The following is an 18012-nucleotide window of genomic DNA, read 5'->3' on the forward strand; positions in this document are numbered from 1 at the left end:
GTCGCTCCGTATTTGCGAGTGCAAAAGTAAAACTTTATTTTTTAATGACCAAATGTTTCTGAAGAAAATTTTAAAGTTTTTTAAGTAACCTTAACTCTTCTCAAACCCTCAATCTCTATACTCCTGCGCTCCCTATAATTGGGACTGCAAAGATACTAACTATTTTTAAACTGACAACTTTTTTCTCAAAAAATTGTAAAGTTTTTTTTCGCCCGTCTCTTTTGGAAGTAATATCGTTTCTGCCCACCTAAAGGCTCTTCTGCGCTACTGATTATCTCTCGTTTTCAGTGGGGCAAAGATAATAACTTATTACAAAGCAAAACAAGTTTAGTTAACATAAATTTTACCGTTTATTAATATTTAAACCTAAACATCTGGATAGCAGGGTGAAAAATTTTAAACATTTGTTTGGAAGATCAGGTGGGTGGGTTGGAGGGTGGGAGCGTTGGAGAGGGTGAGAGGGGATGATTCCGGATGCAAGATGCGGGGTTTTGGGGCCGAATGATCAAAATATGGTCTGTAGAATTATGAGAATAGCTTTTTTAAATTAATAACCTATATATAGGTTTTGGCTAAACCTGAATTAAGGGGTTCTTTTTTGCTAAACGGGATTCCTTCGACGAAGCTCAGGATTTTAGCCCACTCCTATTGAATAGGTATAAGGAACCACAGATGACACAGATGGACACAGATAAGATGTTTGCTTTTATATTATATATAGAGTAATAGGATTTAGCTCCTATACCCATAATTAATTAAAATGCTTAGCCTCAGCTCTGCAGGACACGGCTAATACTAACTGCTAAAAAAGTCTTAGATATTATCCTGACCACTTACTTCCTTTAAGGGCTCTCGTAAAGATGTTGGGATTCATGCAAAAATGACACAATGGGAATAGGGATTCTTACTCATTACTCCGAAACCCACAACATTCATCATCCATCATTTATAACTCCTCCCCTAGCCCTGATAGAAATGGTTACCCCGCAGCTTGCGTGCGAGAGTCGGTGGGTTTGGGCGTGGGAAAGCCATGGCGCGAGGAGTAGAAATGGATAGCAGGATGAAGCTCCCAAAAAAAAGTTGGAGAGTAAGAGAGTGAAAGGGTTGAAGATAAAAGAGGGTAAGACGCCTGGTGATGGAAGAATAAAAAAAGAAATAGGAAATAGTGAGAGTGTTTCTGGGAGTAAAAAAACATTCCGTAAGAGTCCTGTATATAAGGGACTCCTACGGAATGGGATAAAACAAAGTTATATTTTTTAGTTCAGAACGTATGATGTTCCGTCTCTTCCGTCTTTTAATTCGATACCTTCTGCAAGCAATTTGTCTCTGATCTGATCTGAAAGCTCAAAGTTTTTGGATTTTCTTGCCTGATTTCTCAGTTCGATCAAAACTTTTAGGGTCTGATCAAGCTTTTCATTGTTATTCTCTTCCACGGTTTGTAATCCCAGAACGTCAAAGATAAATGCATTGAGTGTAGTTTTCAAATCTTCAAGATCTGCAGTTGAGATTGTTTCTTTACCATCATTTAAAGCAAAGATGTATTTCACTGCTTCAAACAGGTGGGCAATCAGTATTGGTGAATTGAAATCGTCTGTTAAAGCTTCATAGGCTTTATTTTTCCACTCTTTCAGGCTGAAACCGGATTGTTTTGAATCATCTGGAGTAATAGAATTCAATACTTTCACTGCTTCCATTAATCTGATGAATCCTTTTTCACTGGCCATCATGGCATCGTTTGAAATATCCAGAACGCTTCTGTAGTGCGCCTGCAGGAAGCAGAAACGTACAATTGAAGGGTGGAAAGGTTTTTCAAAGAAGTCATTATCTCCGGTAACCAACTGCATTGGAAGGATATAGTTCCCTGTAGATTTGCTCATACGCTGAGAATTCATCGTCAGCATATTGGCGTGCATCCAGTAATTTACCGGTGCGGCATCGTTGCAAGCTTTCCCTTGTGCAATTTCACATTCGTGGTGAGGGAATTTAAGGTCCATTCCTCCTCCATGGATATCGAATGTTTCACCCAAATATTTTGTACTCATTGCAGTACATTCCAGATGCCATCCCGGGAAACCTTCTCCCCAAGGGGAATTCCATCTCATGATGTGAGCAGGGGATGCTTTTTTCCATAATGCAAAATCCTGTGGGTTTTTCTTTTCACCCTGTCCGTCAAGGTCTCTGGTATTGGCGAAAAGCTCTTCTATATTACGTTTTGAAAGTTCACCATAGTTCAGTCCTCTTTTGTTGTATTCTAATACATCAAAGTATACTGAGCCGTTGCTTTCGTAAGCAAAGCCTCTTTCAATCAGTTTTTGCGTTAATTCTATCTGCTCTACAATATGTCCTGTTGCTGTAGGTTCGATGTTGGGTGGCAGCAGATTGAACATATCCAGTACTTTGTGGAAGTCTACAGTGTACTTCTGTACAATTTCCATAGGTTCCAGCTTTTCAAGTCTGGTCTGCTTTACGAATCTGTCGTTATCTACATTTCCATCATCGGTAAGGTGTCCAGCATCGGTAATATTTCTTACATATCTTACTTTATACCCCAAATGAGTCAGGGTACGGTAGATAAAATCGAAGGAAAGGAAGGTTCTTACATTTCCTAAATGCACATTGCTGTACACGGTAGGTCCGCAGACATACATCCCGATATTTCCTTCTAAGATGGGTTTAAATATTTCTTTTTCCGCTGTAAGGGAGTTATATATTTTTAATTGCATTTATTTTTAAGTTAAAAGATTTAATAGTTTTAAAGATTCAAAAAGTAGTTAAAAAATAATTCTGTCACAACAAATAATTGTTGCAATGAAGATTTTATCGGAAACTTTTTTAAATTTTATCATAATTAAATCGCTTTTAAATGATGCTGTAAATGGTCTACATAATCATTAATAATAAATTCCAACGTATACACCCTGGGTTCTGTTTTGGTAGTATCACAGGTTCTCTGTAATGCTTCATCCGGAATATTTTCCACGATGTGAACAATCTGATAGTTCAAAGACTTCCACAGGTCAATAAGATCTGAAACAGGAACATTCTGATAGTTCTGAGCTTTTACCCAAAAATTCTGGTCGTATACAATATTTTCGTTCTCTTTATATTGTGTCACAACAAATCTACGGATATTTGTAAAAGCGCTGTCACAAAGATGACCAATAATTTCTTTTTTGGACCATTTTTGCTGAGAATCTTTATATGACCACTCTTCTTCCGAGATGTTTTGAAATCTCTGAAGCTCGGCATCGATAATATTTCTAAGAATCCGGTAGTTCATGATTTAATAATCAAGCTTTGCGTGGCTTCCTACGTAATGTAAGAATTCCTGTCTTGTAATAGGGTTGGTTCTGAAAATACCACTTAGTTCCGCAGTAATTGTAGAACTTGCTGTATCTTTTATTCCTCTACAGTTGACGCAAAGGTGTTTGGCATCAATGATACAGGCTACATCTTTTGTTCCCAAAGCTTCTTTCAAGGCATCAACAATCTGCATGGTCAATCTTTCCTGAACCTGTGGTCTTTTTGCATAATAATCCACAATTCTGTTAATTTTTGAAAGACCTATTACTTCTCCATTGGAAATATAAGCAACATGCGCTCTTCCTATGATAGGTAAAAAGTGGTGTTCGCAGAAAGAGTATACCGTGATATCTTTTTCCACCAACATCTGGCGGTACTTGTATTTATTTGAGAAAGTGGAAATTCCTGGCTTATTTTCCGGAAGAAGTCCTCCGAAAATCTCATTCACATACATCTTGGCAACACGTCTTGGAGAGTCTTTCAGAGAATCATCTGTCATATCCATGCCCAGCGTTTCCATGATCTCGCCGAAAAGCTCAGTAATTTTTTCAATTTTTTCCTGTGGCGATTTATCAAAAGCATCTTTTCTTATAGGCGTATGTTCTTTTCCCGTGAAAATATCATCGTCGTTATCAGTAAAATCAACCATTTTTATTTAATTTGCAGCAAAAATACGGATAATATCTTTTTCTCTATTTCAAATGAGATGAAAAACATTATCCTTTATAGCCATTTCTGATTAAAAAGTCTATGATTATTGTCGAACAAGTACAAAACCAACTCCAAAAAAGGGAATTTCTGGAATTCCCTGCCCGCCTCTATCAACACGACAAAAATTATATACGTCCTTTGAATAAAAATATTGAAGAGATTTTTGACCCTGAAAAAAACAAATTCTTTAAAAACGGAGAATGTGAGAGATTTTTGTTTAAAAAAAATAACAAAACAGTTGGGAAAGTTGCTGTTTTTGTGAATGGATGTTATGAGCAAAAGCAGCCTACGGGAGGAATTGGTTTTTTTGACTGTATTAATGATCAGGAAACAGCCAATTTTATTTTTGACTATTGTAAAAACCGGCTTCAGGAAAAAGGAATGGAGGCAATGGACGGCCCTATCAATTTTGGGGAACGGGATAAATTCTGGGGACTTTTAACTGAAGGTTTTATAGAGCCTTTGTTTGGAATGAATTACAACTTCCCTTATTACAAGGATCTTTTTGAAAATTATGGATTTCAGATTTATTTTGAGCAGCTTTGTTTTACCAGACCTGTTTTTGCAGAAGTTTCAAGGATCTTTACCATTGCGCATGAAAAGAACAGAAGAAATCCTGCCATTTCTGCTCAGCCTATAAAAAAGAATAATCTGCCGAAATTTGCAAAGGACTTTACAGAAGTTTATAATAAAGCGTGGGCTTCCCATGGGGAAGGGAAGCATTTGGAAGAGGCAAAAGTTCTGAAAATGTTCAAGACGATGAAACCTATCATCAATGAACATATTTCATGGTTTGTTTATGAAAATGAGAAACCGATTGCAATGTGGATCAATATCCCTGACGTTAACCAATGGTCTAAATATCTGAATGGAAAGTTAGGAATTTTTGAAAAGCTCAAATTTTTGTTTCTAAAGCGTTTTAAAAAGAATGAAAAAATGGTGGGTCTCGTTTTCGGTGTGGTCCCTGAATGGCAGAAGAAAGGGATTGACGGGTATATGATCTGGGAAGGAACACAGCATTTAAGAAAGCATACGGATTTTACGATTACGGAGCTGCAGTGGATTGGCGACTTTAATCCAAAAATGATTAAAATTGCAGAGGCTCTTGATACTACTGTTACCCGAAAACTGGCTACTTACCGGTATTTGTTTGACAGGAATAAGGAATTTGAGAGACATGAAATATTATAATTAAATACTTTAATGAAATTTAATTATTTTAAGAATAATAGTCGTATTTTTGAAAATAACTTTTGAAAACTTTAAACAAAACTAACAAAATGAGAAAAGTAATTATAAGCACCTTACTGGTTGCTTCATGCATTGTATATGCACAAGACTTTACACCTAACAACTACTCGTCCAACTACTCAAGTACAATATCTGTAAATAGCCTTGGAGGGGATCACGCAGTATTCGGAGTACGATCAGAAAACTTTGGGAGAGCATTAAAGTATGATGAAATAGCAGGTTCTCCTTATTACAATGCAGAATTCCATCTTGCTAAAGTAGCTGAAAACTTTGAAAAGGTATCTGTAAGATACAATAGCTATAAGGATGAAGTAGAATTTCAGAAAGAAGGCAAACCATTAGTACTGCCTAAAGAAGAGCAGTTTTCGAGAATTGAAATTTTATCGCCCAAAAGCACGATGGTATTATTAAAAACTAATGACGACCTGAGTGGATATTTTTTCGAATTAGTTAATGGTAAAATCCCGCTTTATAAAAAAGTAAAGGTTAAATTTCAAGATGCTATTCCTGCAGCCAATTCATATGCAACTGATAAAGCAGCTTTTTTTAAAACATTAGATCCTGTTTATTATATCAAAACAGAGTCAGGGTATATTAAAAAACCAAAAAAAGTAAAAGATATCGCAGAGGCCTTTCCAGCAAAAAAGGATGCAATTGAAAATTTTGTAAAATCTAATGATATTAAAATCAATAAAGAAGAAGACCTCATCAAACTGGTTAAGTTCTTAAATCAATAAAAAAATAAACCCCTGTGAAATTCACAGGGGTTCCTTCATTTTGGTACTTTTATTAGAATAGCTCACCGGCTACTTTTTTAATATTATCACTTTTCCCCATTGAATAGAAGTGCAGAACAGGAACTCCAAAATCCAGCAATTCTTTGCATTGAGCAATGGCCCACTCTACTCCGATCTGCTTTACAGCTTCATTATTCTTCGCATTTTCTACCTCATTGATCAGTTCTTCGGGAAGATCTATTTTGAATACCTGAGGTAAGATTTTCAGGTGTTTCTTGGTCGCAATAGGTTTGATTCCCGGAATAATCGGAACTGTAATCCCTATTTCTCTTGCTTTCTGAACGAATTCAATATACTTTTTATTGTCAAAAAACATTTGGGTTACGATATAATCTGCTCCGGCATCTACTTTTTGTTTGAGCCACTTCAGGTCGTAATTCATGGAAGGGGCTTCCATATGCTTTTCGGGATATCCGGCAACCCCGATGCAGAATTTGTTCAATTCATCACATACCTGTTCTTCGTTATGAAGGTATTTCCCTCTTCCGAGATCATTAATCTGCTCCACAAGATCCATCGCACTGGCATGACCTCCCTGAGTCGGTTCGAAATACTGATGTCCTTTCATGGCATCTCCCCTTAAAGCCATTACATTGTCTATCCCAAGGTACATACAATCTACCAGCAGATATTCTGTTTCTTCTTTTGTAAAACCTCCGCAAAGAAGATGTGGAACTGTGTCCACATTATATTTATGCTGGATTGCAGCACAAATTCCCAGTGTTCCGGGGCGCATTCTTGTAATACGGCGTTCCATCAGGCCATTTCCTTTATCTATATAAATATATTCTTCCCTTGAAGTGGTAACATCAATGAAAGGTGGTTTAAATTCCATCAAAGGATCTATATTGGTATAGAGATCTTCAATCCCGATTCCCTTCTGTGGCGGAACAACTTCTAAGGAGAATAAAGTTTTTCCATTTGCATTTTTAATGTGTTCTGTTATCTTCATGTCAATATTAATCTGCTAAATTGGGTGATAACCATTTTTTCGCTTCCTGAATGCTACAATCTCTTCTTTCTGCATAATCTTCAAGCTGGTCTTCTGTAATTTTTCCTAATCCGAAATATTTGGCATGCGGGCTTCCGAAATAATATCCGGAAACGGATGCTGTTGGGAACATGGCAAGGCTTTCTGTAAGGAAAACGCCTGTATTTTCTTCTACTTTTAATAGATCCCAGATGGTTTTCTTTTCCAAATGATCAGGGCAAGCCGGATAACCTGGGGCGGGACGGATTCCTTTATATTTTTCGGCAATAAGCTCTTCGTTGCTTAAGTTTTCCTGATTGGCGTATCCCCAATATTCTGTTCGTACTTTTTTATGCAAAAATTCTGCATAGGCTTCTGCAAAACGGTCTGCCAGAGCTTTCACCATGATGGCATTGTAATCATCATTGGCTTTTTCATATTCTTCTGCCAATTCATCAGTTCCGAAACCTGTGGTCACACAAAATGCTCCTACATAATCGGTTTTACCTGAACTTTGAGGAGCGATGAAATCACTTAGCGCCAGATAATCTTTGCCTTTTGATCTCTGAGCCTGCTGTCTTAAGGTTAAAAACTTGGCCAGTTCATTATTATTTTCATCAAAAATCAGGATATCATCAGATACATTGGAATTGGCTTTAAAGATTCCGAAGATGGCTTTTGCTGTTAAAAGTTTCTCATCAAGAATTCTCTTCAGAATTACCTGAGCATCTTTGAACAGTTCTTTTGCCTGAACTCCTACAACCTCATCTTCTAAGATATTCGGGTATTTCCCATGAAGATCCCAGCTTCTGAAGAACGGAGACCAGTCGATAAAAGGAAGAAGTTCTCTCAGATCCTGATTTTCTATTACCTTTATTCCAAGATTATTTGGTGTGAAAATTTCTTCATTTTCCCAGTCAATTTTAAAATTATTTTTTCTTGCTTCTTCAATGGAAACATAATCTTTATCTACCTGCCTGTTCAGGAACTTTTCTCTGAAATCGGAATAGTCATTCTTTAAATCTGAAACATATTCTTTATTCCTGTCGCCCAACAATGAACTTACTACGTTTACAGCTCGGGAAGCATCATTTACGTGAACGACAGCGTTTTTATATTTTAAATCGATTTTCACTGCGGTATGTGCTTTTGAAGTTGTTGCACCACCTATCAGCAAAGGAAAATCTAAATTTTGTCTTTCTAATTCTGAAGCGATGTATACCATTTCATCCAAGCTTGGTGTAATCAGTCCGCTTAATCCAATAACATCTACTTTTTCTGCAATAGCGGTCTGGATAATCTTTTCAGCGGGAACCATCACACCGAGGTCTACGATTTCATAGTTGTTGCAACCCAAAACAACACTCACAATATTTTTACCGATATCATGAACGTCTCCTTTTACTGTTGCCATTAATATTTTTCCATTGGCAGGTTTCGAGCCGTCTTTTTCTGCTTCAATGTAAGGTTGTAAATAGGCCACTGCTTTTTTCATTACTCTCGCAGATTTCACTACCTGAGGTAAGAACATTTTCCCGCTTCCGAATAAATCTCCTACGACTCCCATTCCGGTCATCAGATTAATTTCGATCACATGAAGCGGTTTTGCAGCCAATTGTCTTGCTTCTTCTACATCTTCTTCGATAAAACGATCAATCCCTTTTACCAAAGCGTGGGTAATTCTTTCCTGTAATGGATTGTTTCGCCATTCCAGATCTTCTGTTTTTTCTTTTTTAACGGATTTGTGTTTTTCTGAATAATCGAGAAGTCTTTCTGTAGCATCTTCTCGTTTATCCAGAATGACATCTTCTACCAGCTCCAGCAATTCTTTATTGATTTCATCATACACTTCCAGCATCGCAGGATTTACAATACCAATGTTCATTCCTGCCTGAATGGCGTGATAAAGGAATACCGAGTGCATGGCTTCTCTTACGGTATCATTTCCACGGAAAGAGAAGGAGACGTTGCTCACTCCTCCACTTACGGATGCATAAGGAAGATTTTGTCTTACCCAGCGTGTCGCTTCAATAAAGTCGATGGCATTTCTTCTGTGCTCATCCATTCCTGTTGCTACCGGAAAGATATTTAAGTCGAAAATGATATCTTCTGCCGGAAAACCAATCTGGTTCACCAAAATATCATAGGAACGTTTTGAAATTTCAATTCTTCGTTCAAAACTGTCAGCCTGCCCTACCTCATCAAATGCCATAACAATGACTGCTGCTCCATATCTTTTAATAGCTTTGGCATGTTTTATAAATTCTTCCTCGCCTTCTTTTAAGCTGATAGAATTCACGACACATTTTCCCTGAGCTACCTGAAGACCAGCTTCCAGGATTTCCCATTTGGAAGAGTCTACCATGATTGGGATTCTTGCGATATCCGGTTCGGAGGCAATTAAGTTCAGGAATTTGATCATGGAAGCTTTTCCATCAATCAAACCATCATCAAAATTGACATCCAGAATCTGGGCACCTCCTTCTACCTGATGGCGGGCAATATCTAATGCTTCAGAGAATTTCTCCTCTTTAATGAGTCTTAAAAATTTTTTGGAACCGGCAACATTGGTCCTTTCACCAACGTTGATAAAATTACTTTCCGGGGTTATGATAAGAGGCTCAAGGCCTGATAATCTTAAATACTTCATTTTATTCTTCTAAAATATAGTAGGCGTTATTGGCATTCTGCCTCAATAAATCCCTGTGCTTGCTTAAAAGCTGCAGTCACTGAAAATTTCCCGTATGCTAAATAATATTCTTTAGCAAATTCCCAGCTTTCCTTGGTGAATACTGATCTACCAGGTCAGCAATCGCTTTGATGTGCTCCGGAGTTGTTCCGCAGCATCCTCCGATAATGTTGATCAGTCCTTTTTCCACATATTCTTTGATCTGCCTTGCCATATCTTCGGGAGTTTCATCATATTTTCCGAAGGCATTCGGTAAACCGGCATTCGGGTATGCTGAGACATAGAATTCTGAATTATGAGCCAGTGTTTCAAGATAAGGAGTCAGCTGATCTGCTCCCAACGCGCAGTTGAAACCTACACTTAATAAATTCAGGTGGGAAACCGAAATCAGGAAAGCTTCTGCCGTCTGCCCACTTAATGTTCTTCCGGATGCATCCGTAATCGTTCCTGAAACCATGATTGGAATTTTTATTCCTCTTTCGTCCTGTAATTCATCAATCGCAAATAAGGCAGCTTTTGCATTCAGGGTATCAAAGATGGTTTCTACCAGAAGGATATCTGAACCTCCGTCCAGCAAAGCTTCACACTGCTGTTTGTATGCCACTCTCAGTTCTTCAAAAGTGATGGCTCTGTATCCTGGATCATTAACGTCAGGGCTTAAACTAGCTGTTCTGTTTGTTGGTCCTATAGATCCGGCTACGAATCTCGGTTTGTCCGGATTTTTCGCGGTATACTCATCACAGGCTTTTCTGGCAATTTTTGCTGACTCATAGTTCAGTTCATATACCAGTTCTTCCATATGATAATCTGCCATTGCAATGGTAGTTCCTGAAAAGGTATTGGTTTCAATGATGTCTGCTCCTGCTTCCAGGTATTTTTTGTGAACTTCTTCAATCGCCTGAGGCTGCGTCAGAGAAAGCAGGTCATTATTTCCTTTTACAGGATGTTCCCAGTCTTTAAAACGCTCCCCGCGATAGTCTTCTTCTTCAAATTTGTATCTCTGAAGCATGGTTCCCATGGCACCGTCAAGAATCAAAATTCTTTCGGATAGCGCTTTATATAATCGTTCTGAATTTTTCATTTTCTATCAATTTGTAATAGTTTATAAATCCGCTGACCAGTTTTTTGCATAAGAGGATTTGTTTATTGATGATTTCAAAATCTTCTTTAGAAATATAATGCCGGTCTGAAGCAAAATGGAATTGAGTTTCCAGTTTACAGAGAGATTTTCCAGCAATATGCAGAAACTGTAAAGTATCTTCAGAAGCCTCTCTTCTACTTCCTTCCGTTATATTCAACGAAACTGAAGTTGCCATTCTTCTTATTGGAACCGTTAAAGCCAATAGCTCTTTTCTAGGAAAATTTGCAGTAAGGGCATAAGTTAAATGCACCAACTTTCTTCCTTCTCTCCAAATTGCTAATTCTGTGTAATCTCTATTCATTGAGTTCTTATAAACTGTTAACAATTAACTAATCTAAAGCCTGCTTCAAATCTGCAATGACATCCTCCACATTTTCCAGCCCTACTGAGCAACGAACCAACCCTGCAGTAATCCCTACTTCATTTCTTTCTTCGTCAGAAAGCTTGGAGTGCGTAGTGGATGCCGGATGCGTAACGATCGTTCTTGTATCACCTAAGTTGGCAGACAGCGAACACATTTGTATCTTATCTAAAAAGTTTCTTCCGCCTTCTATTCCTCCTTTTATTTCAAATGCTACAATGTTTCCTCCCAGCTTCATCTGCTTTTTGGCTACTTCATAATTTGGATGGGATTTCAGGAATGGATATTTTACTAATTCCACATTAGGATGGCTTTCTAAAAATTCGGCCACCTTCAAAGCATTTTCACAGTGTTTTTCTACACGGATTGCCAATGTTTCTAAACTTTTGGATAATACCCACGCATTAAAAGGAGATAATGCAGGTCCTGTATTTCTTGCGAAAAGATAAATTTCTCTGATCAGGTCTTCTTTTCCTACAGCTATTCCTCCTAAAACTCTTCCCTGCCCGTCAATCAGTTTCGTAGCTGAGTGTACCACAATATCTGCACCGTATTTGATTGGTTGCTGAAGATAAGGTGTTGCAAAACAGTTATCTACAATAAAAATAAGATTATGCTTTTTAGCGATCTGTCCGAAAAACTCAAGATCCAGAATTTCAATAGCCGGATTGGTAGGTGTTTCAAGATATAAGATCTTTGTATTGGGCTTAATGTATTGTTCAACATTTTCCGCATCTCCAGCTTTGAAATAAGAGGTTTCAATATTCCATTTCGGGAAATACTTGGTAAACAAAGTATGCGTAGACCCGAATACAGACTGACAGCTTACAATATGATCTCCGGCATTCAGCAATGCGGCAAATGTAGAATAGATGGCAGCCATCCCCGTTGCAAAGGCATATCCTGCTTCTGCGCCTTCCATTTTAGCAATTTTATCTGTAAACTCTGTTACGTTGGGATTAGAGAAACGGCTGTATAGGTTTTTAGGTTTTTCTTCAGCAAAGCTGGCTCTCATATCTTCCGCATCCTGAAATATAAAACTGGAAGTAAGATATAATGGTGTAGAATGCTCATCAAACTGAGATCTTTCCGTCTGGGTTCTTATTGCTGATGTTTCAAAATTTTCCATATAGTTTTAATTAATTTACCAATATAGCAGTCTGACAATGTACCAATTAAAATCTTCGCTTTGCTCAGAATAACGACACCAATTATTGGTAAACTGATACATTATTAGATTGTTACATTAAATATTATTTTGTTTCACTTACTCTTAAAATATCCCCGAATACACCTCTTGCCGTTACCTGTGCTCCGGCTCCGGCTCCCATGATAACAATTGGATTTTCTCCGTAACTTTCTGTATAAATTTCAAAGATTGAATCTGAACCTTTTAACTGACCTAAAGCGGAAGTTGCAGGAACTGAAATCAGTTTCACATCCAACTCGCCTTTATCTGTCTGCAGATCACCGTGCAGATCACCTACATATCTCAATACGTGTCCAGGTTCCTGATTTTCTTTTATCTTCTGGTATTCATCATCCAGTTCTTCCAGTCTTGAAAGGAATTCTGATTTTGAAACCTCCAATAAGCTTTCCGGAACCAGATTTTGGATATTGATATCTCCGAATTCATTGATTAAGTCTAATTCTCTCGCAAGAATCAATAGTTTTCTGGCTACATCATTTCCTGATAAGTCTTCTCTTGGATCCGGTTCTGTGTATCCTTTTTCAAGAGCTTCGTTGATGATGGTTGAAAATTTATCATCTCTTAAAGAAAAATTATTAAAAACATAGCTCAATGTTCCTGAGAATACGCCTTTAATTCTTGTAATATTCTCTCCTGAAAGGTGTAATAATTTGATGGTGTCAATTAACGGAAGACCTGCACCAACATTGGTTTCATACAGATAACGTCTGTTGTTTTTGCTCAACGTATATCTTAGTTTTCTGTATTCCTCAATGGGAAGCGTATTAAAAATTTTGTTGGAAGAAACGAGATCAAATCCGTTTTCTGCCAAAGCATGATAGTTTTTAACAAAATCTTTGCTGGCTGTGTTATCTACAACGATCAGGTTTTCCAGTTGATTTTCGTTCGAGAAATTAATCAGTTCTTCTACGTTCGATGGATGTTCTGCGGTTAAAACCTCATCTTTCCAATTGGCATCAAATCCTTTTTTGTTGAAGGCAATTTTCTTAGAGTTGGCTACTGCGACTACTTTAAGATCAATTTTTTTACGTTTTTTAATTTCTTCTGCTGATTCAAGCACTTGTTCTATCAGGGTTTTTCCTACGTTTCCGTGACCAATGATAGCCAGATGAACTGTCTTTGGCTTTTTGAAAATTTCAGATTCTATGATATTTTTTGTTTTTTCATCCTGTGAAGAAGTCACTACGATATTGACTCTGTTTTCTCCTGCCACCTGATTTAAAAGCAATGGGAAAACATTGTTTCTTGCCAGTTCTGCAAAGACCTTATTAAAATCTTCTGCTACAAAACCAATCACAGAAACATTATTGATACTATAGATCTGGGAAACTTTTCCTGATTTTCTTTCTTCTTCAAATTCATCAATAAGACAGGCTACTGCTTTTTCTGCATCATTGGCGTGAACCAGAATAGAAATTCCGTTTTCTACGGCCTGCTGAGAAATTACACCTACACTGATGCGCGCTAAAGTAAGCGCTTTAAAAATACGTCCGTCAATCCCGATTTCTCCCAGGAAATCTTCTCCTTCAAATTTGACGATTGATCTGTTCTTCAAAAATTTTATTTCGTTAGCATTTTTCATTACTTCTGTAAAATGTTTTTAATGATATTATTTAATTGTTTATATTCCATTAGGAAGGCATCATGCCCGTGTATAGATTGGATCTCGTGATAAGAAACATCCTTATTTTTCTCTATTAAGTTTTCAAAACACATCCGGATTTCAGAAGCCGGGAAGAATAAGTCTGTATCTACGGAGATCATGTGCATTCGTGCCTGTATGTTCTCCAGTGCTTCTTCAGCAACGTTTATATTCATTAAGAGATGATTCATCAGCTTGTATGCTTTTAAACTAAACCTTTCGTTCAGTGCATTACCATGATAAACCAACCAGTCTTCTGATTCCAGGCGTTGTTTTTCCTGATTATATTGGTTTTGAAATCTGTCATTGAGTGACTGTGGAGTTCTGTAACACAGCATGGCATGAATTCTCGCTTTCTGTAATGGTTCTTCTTTATCATTCAATAAAAATTTCTGAACCAGACACTGCGCATGAAGCCAGTCGTGTGTTCTGTAATCACAGGCTATGGGAATAAATATTTCTGCGAGATCCGGCTGCTTGGCAAGCATTTCCCAGGCAATCCCTCCTCCCAGAGAGCCTCCGATAATGGCATATAAATTTTTGATATGTAAAGCTTCAAGTCCTTTCAGAAATATTGCGGCGATATCTGAAGGGGTGAAGTCTTCATAGTCTTCAATTAAAAAATCGTCATATCCGTTTCCGGGTATATTGAAACACAGAACAGTGTATTGATCAGTATCAACAATCTGGTTTTCTCCTACCAGCTGTTTCCACCAGCCTTTATCTCCGGATACATTTGAGTTTCCGGTAAGGGCGTGGTTGATTAAAATGACAGGGGCTGTAAACAGATCTTTCCCAAAAAGCTGATAGCTTAACGGGATATGGTATTCCTTTTGGGAATTTGTTTGATACGAAAGATTAATATAGTTTAGTTCTGTTTTCAATTCTATTAAATTTTAATACAATTGAAAATGCCACAGGAAATGGCTGAAAAGAACTTCAGTAAGTTATCTGTCCAAAATACTTTGGTAGAACGTAGCACCTTCTTTGCTTGCACAAAGGGTTGCTAAGGTTTCATAGGGTCTAATCCCTCAACCTTTCTTGATAACATTTTCAATATTTGAATGAACGAATGATGCAAAGGTAGTTCTTTTCTTTTAATTTCAAAAAAAAATTATTTTAATATTTAAAAAAGCCCTTAAACACAAGCATTTCAAGACTATATTAATAATTATTCAGATGAAAAAAATTGGAATTACTTGTCAAAAAAACTAACTTCGTGTGGAAAAATGATGAGATATGACCGCCGAAAAAGATAGATTACAAGATATCAAATGGAAAAACTGGGGACCTTATGTAAGTAACCGGCAGTGGGGAAATGTACGCGAAGATTATAGCCCGAACGGGAATGCCTGGAACTTTACCAATCATAATAATGCCGAAAGCTATGCCTACCGCTGGGGTGAAGAAGGCATTGCCGGTATTTCTGACGTAAAGCAGCTTTTGTGTTTTGCTCTTTCGTTCTGGAACAAGAAGGACAAAATGGTAAAAGAACGGTTCTTCGGATTGAGCAATCCTCAGGGGAACCATGGGGAAGACATCAAAGAAATCTTTTATTATCTGGATAATACGCCTACTCACAGCTATATGAAAATGGTGTATAAATATCCAATTAATGAATTTCCTTACGATGAGCTTGTTGCAGAAAACGGAAGACGCAGCAAAAAGCAACCGGAATATGAGATTTTCGATACCGGAATTTTCGATAATGATGAATATTTTGATATTTTCATTGAATACTGTAAAGCCGATCACAATGATATTCTTGCCAGAATAACAGTATGCAACCGAAGTCAGCATGAAGCTCCTATTCTGGTAGCTCCGACTGTATGGTTCAGAAACAACTGGAAATGGGGATACAATACGTATAAGGGAGAAATCAATGCATCTCCCGACGGAAGTATTAACATTGGACATGACAGCATTTCGATCAAGAAATTCTATTCCAGGAATTTAAACGCAGAAAGTGTATTTTGTGATAATGAAACCAATACGTCTAAACTTTACGGAGCTCCTGCTCCTGAAAATATGTATTTCAAAGACGGAATCAATAATTTCATTACTGATAAAACGAATACAGTAAATCCCGAAAAGCGGGGAACAAAAGCCTCTTTTCTGATTGATGAGCTTATCGGAGCCGGAGAATCAAAAGTTTTTGAATTCAGATTATGCCCTGAAGAGACCGATGAGCCTTTTGAAAACTTTGATGCCATTTTCAATACGCGGCAGGCTGAAGCTGAGGAATTTTATAAAGAAATTCAGAATGACACCGTAAACGAAGATGAAAGAAATGTACAGCGACAGGCTTTTGCCGGACTTCTCTGGAATAAACAGTTCTATCATTATAATATAGGAAAATGGCTGAAAGGTGATCCCAACTTTGAAGCACCAAGAAATTTCAACGAATATGTAAGAAATACAGAATGGAATCATCTCCATAATAAGGATATTATTTCTATGCCTGATAAATGGGAATATCCATGGTATGCAACATGGGATCTGGCATTTCACTGTGTTCCTTTTTCCATCATTGATGCTGAATTTGCCAAGGGACAGCTTTTGCTGCTTACAAAAGAATGGTACATGCATCCCAACGGACAGCTTCCTGCCTATGAATGGAATATGAGTGATGTGAACCCTCCTGTACATGCATGGTCATGCTTCCGGGTTTTTAAAATTGATGAAAAAAATAACGGAAAGCCGGATTTATTATTTTTAGAAAAAGTCTTCCAGAAATTGCTGCTTAATTTCACATGGTGGGTGAACCGGAAGGATAAAAAAGGGAAAAATATTTTTGGTGGCGGTTTCCTTGGTCTCGATAATATCGGAGCTTTTGACCGGAATATGGAACTAAAGGATGGCCAGCATCTGGAACAGGCAGACGGAACAAGCTGGATGGCGATGTATGCACTGAATATGATGCGTATTGCGATGGAACTTGCCCAATATTACAAGGTGTACGAAGATATGGCGATCAAATTTTTTGAACATTATCTTTATATCGCTGAAGCGATGGAAAATCTGGGTGAAGGCACAAAAGGTCTCTGGAATGAAGAAGACGGATTTTTCTATGATGTACTACAGCTCGGAAACGGAGACAGTGTTTCTTTAAAACTAAGAAGTATTGTAGGTTTAATCCCTATGTTTGCCGTTGAAATTGTAGATCATCATTTATTGGAAAAGATGCCGAATTTCAGGACCAGAATGGAATGGATCTTAAAAAATAAGCCGGAACTCACCAAGCTGGTTTCCCACTGGGACGAAGAAGGACAGGGAAGAAAACACCTGATGAGTATACTCCGCAAAAACAGACTGACAAAGGTATTGACCAGAATGCTTGATGAAAATGAGTTCCTGAGTTCTTACGGAATCCGTGCCATGTCTAAGGTATACGAAGAAAATCCGTTTGTATTCTCAGTACATGGAAAGGAAAACATGGTCTACTACACGCCGGCAGAAAGTGACAGCCGCATGTTTGGCGGAAACAGCAACTGGCGCGGACCCATTTGGTTTCCTATCAACTTTCTGATTGTAGAAAGTCTGCAACGTTTTCATTATTATTATGGAAACAGCCTGAAAGTAGAACTTCCAACAGGCAGCGGCGACAAGAGAAACCTTGATGAAGTGGCTCAAAATATCAGCAAAAGACTTTGTTCTATATTTTTAAAGGATGAACATGGGCAAAGGGCTTTCAATGGAGGGAATCCGAAATTCAATTATGATGAACATTTCAGAGATTATATTACCTTCTTTGAGTATTTCCATGGAGATAACGGCCGTGGCGTAGGGGCTTCCCACCAAACAGGATGGACCGCCACTGTAGCGAAACTGATAAAACCAAGACTCACCTTTTAATAAGCAATGAGTAATTGGTAATGAGTAATAAAAAAGAGGCTGTCTCAAAAGTGTCATTCTGAACGAAATGAAATGTAGCGAA

The 18012-nt window shown here is 37.7% G+C and carries 13 protein-coding genes and 1 riboswitch; of the genes, 3 read left to right on the forward strand and 10 right to left on the reverse strand.

The window, feature by feature from the left end:
• Positions 1-1256: 1256 nt before the first annotated feature.
• The 3 genes from cysS to folE all read right to left on the reverse strand — a co-directional run bounded on the left by cysS (position 1257) and on the right by folE (position 3952).
• The gene (cysS, locus tag C8D70_RS03290; protein WP_076596941.1) at positions 1257-2723 is read right to left on the reverse strand and encodes a cysteine--tRNA ligase; all 1467 of its coding nucleotides are present in this window, start codon (positions 2721-2723) and stop codon (positions 1257-1259) included.
• Positions 2724-2848: 125 nt separating this feature from the next.
• Entirely contained in the window at positions 2849-3280 is a 432-nt protein-coding gene (locus C8D70_RS03295) for a DinB family protein (RefSeq protein ID WP_110366387.1), read from the reverse strand.
• Between the two features lie 3 nt (positions 3281-3283).
• Positions 3284-3952: a GTP cyclohydrolase I FolE gene (folE, locus tag C8D70_RS03300; protein ID WP_047376638.1), complete on the reverse strand. Its 669-nt coding sequence runs from the start codon at positions 3950-3952 to the stop codon at positions 3284-3286.
• A 101-nt stretch (positions 3953-4053) separates the two neighbouring features.
• Here folE and C8D70_RS03305 point away from each other — a divergent pair, with 101 nt between their 5' ends.
• Both C8D70_RS03305 and C8D70_RS03310 read left to right on the forward strand, forming a co-directional pair.
• Positions 4054-5205, forward strand: a complete 1152-nt coding sequence (locus C8D70_RS03305) for a hypothetical protein (protein WP_110366388.1) — start codon at positions 4054-4056, stop codon at positions 5203-5205.
• Positions 5206-5294: 89 nt separating this feature from the next.
• The gene (locus tag C8D70_RS03310) at positions 5295-6002 is read left to right on the forward strand and encodes a hypothetical protein (RefSeq protein WP_076596944.1); all 708 of its coding nucleotides are present in this window, start codon (positions 5295-5297) and stop codon (positions 6000-6002) included.
• A gap of 52 nt (positions 6003-6054) precedes the next feature.
• Here the strand turns inward: C8D70_RS03310 and metF are convergent, their stop codons facing one another.
• The 7 genes from metF to C8D70_RS21300 form a co-directional block, all read right to left on the reverse strand.
• Entirely contained in the window at positions 6055-7014 is a 960-nt protein-coding gene (gene metF, locus C8D70_RS03315; protein WP_110366389.1) for a methylenetetrahydrofolate reductase [NAD(P)H], read from the reverse strand.
• Positions 7015-7021: 7 nt separating this feature from the next.
• Positions 7022-9682, reverse strand: a complete 2661-nt coding sequence (metH, locus tag C8D70_RS03320) for a methionine synthase (protein WP_110366390.1) — start codon at positions 9680-9682, stop codon at positions 7022-7024.
• A 97-nt stretch (positions 9683-9779) separates the two neighbouring features.
• Positions 9780-10802 carry a homocysteine S-methyltransferase family protein gene (locus C8D70_RS03330; protein ID WP_110366391.1) on the reverse strand — a complete coding sequence of 341 codons (1023 nt, stop codon included), beginning with the start codon at positions 10800-10802 and terminating at the stop codon, positions 9780-9782.
• On the reverse strand, positions 10777-11163 hold the full coding sequence (locus C8D70_RS03335; protein WP_110366392.1) for a four helix bundle protein: 387 nt from the start codon (positions 11161-11163) through the stop codon (positions 10777-10779). Before C8D70_RS03335 ends, C8D70_RS03330 begins: the two co-directional genes overlap by 26 nt.
• A gap of 28 nt (positions 11164-11191) precedes the next feature.
• A complete protein-coding gene (locus tag C8D70_RS03340; RefSeq protein WP_076596949.1) occupies positions 11192-12352 on the reverse strand; it encodes an O-succinylhomoserine sulfhydrylase in 1161 nt (386 codons plus the stop codon).
• A 124-nt stretch (positions 12353-12476) separates the two neighbouring features.
• Positions 12477-14015 carry an ACT domain-containing protein gene (locus C8D70_RS21295; RefSeq protein ID WP_110366393.1) on the reverse strand — a complete coding sequence of 513 codons (1539 nt, stop codon included), beginning with the start codon at positions 14013-14015 and terminating at the stop codon, positions 12477-12479.
• Positions 14015-14959: an alpha/beta fold hydrolase gene (locus C8D70_RS21300; protein ID WP_110366394.1), complete on the reverse strand. Its 945-nt coding sequence runs from the start codon at positions 14957-14959 to the stop codon at positions 14015-14017. The genes C8D70_RS21295 and C8D70_RS21300 overlap by 1 nt, the downstream gene beginning before the upstream one ends.
• 60 nt (positions 14960-15019) lie before the next feature.
• A riboswitch (SAM riboswitch) is annotated at positions 15020-15126 on the reverse strand.
• A gap of 188 nt (positions 15127-15314) precedes the next feature.
• Between C8D70_RS21300 and C8D70_RS03355 the strand changes: the two genes are divergently transcribed.
• Entirely contained in the window at positions 15315-17930 is a 2616-nt protein-coding gene (locus C8D70_RS03355) for an MGH1-like glycoside hydrolase domain-containing protein (RefSeq protein WP_110366395.1), read from the forward strand.
• Positions 17931-18012 lie beyond the last annotated feature (82 nt).

It is taken from the genome of Chryseobacterium sp. CBTAP 102, from assembly GCF_003201365.1.
In the GTDB taxonomy this organism is placed as follows: Bacteria; Bacteroidota; Bacteroidia; order Flavobacteriales; family Weeksellaceae; genus Chryseobacterium; species Chryseobacterium candidae.

Coding starts and splice junctions, on each gene's coding strand:
- metH (WP_110366390.1), bottom strand. CDS start 9,682: ATGAAGTATTTAAGATTATCAGGCCTTGAGCCTCTTATCATAACCCCG.
- C8D70_RS03330 (WP_110366391.1), bottom strand. CDS start 10,802: ATGAAAAATTCAGAACGATTATATAAAGCGCTATCCGAAAGAATTTTG.
- C8D70_RS03355 (WP_110366395.1), top strand. CDS start 15,315: ATGACCGCCGAAAAAGATAGATTACAAGATATCAAATGGAAAAACTGG.
- C8D70_RS03295 (WP_110366387.1), bottom strand. CDS start 3,280: ATGAACTACCGGATTCTTAGAAATATTATCGATGCCGAGCTTCAGAGA.
- C8D70_RS03340 (WP_076596949.1), bottom strand. CDS start 12,352: ATGGAAAATTTTGAAACATCAGCAATAAGAACCCAGACGGAAAGATCT.
- folE (WP_047376638.1), bottom strand. CDS start 3,952: ATGGTTGATTTTACTGATAACGACGATGATATTTTCACGGGAAAAGAA.
- C8D70_RS03310 (WP_076596944.1), top strand. CDS start 5,295: ATGAGAAAAGTAATTATAAGCACCTTACTGGTTGCTTCATGCATTGTA.
- C8D70_RS21295 (WP_110366393.1), bottom strand. CDS start 14,015: ATGAAAAATGCTAACGAAATAAAATTTTTGAAGAACAGATCAATCGTC.
- C8D70_RS03335 (WP_110366392.1), bottom strand. CDS start 11,163: ATGAATAGAGATTACACAGAATTAGCAATTTGGAGAGAAGGAAGAAAG.
- C8D70_RS03305 (WP_110366388.1), top strand. CDS start 4,054: ATGATTATTGTCGAACAAGTACAAAACCAACTCCAAAAAAGGGAATTT.
- cysS (WP_076596941.1), bottom strand. CDS start 2,723: ATGCAATTAAAAATATATAACTCCCTTACAGCGGAAAAAGAAATATTT.
- metF (WP_110366389.1), bottom strand. CDS start 7,014: ATGAAGATAACAGAACACATTAAAAATGCAAATGGAAAAACTTTATTC.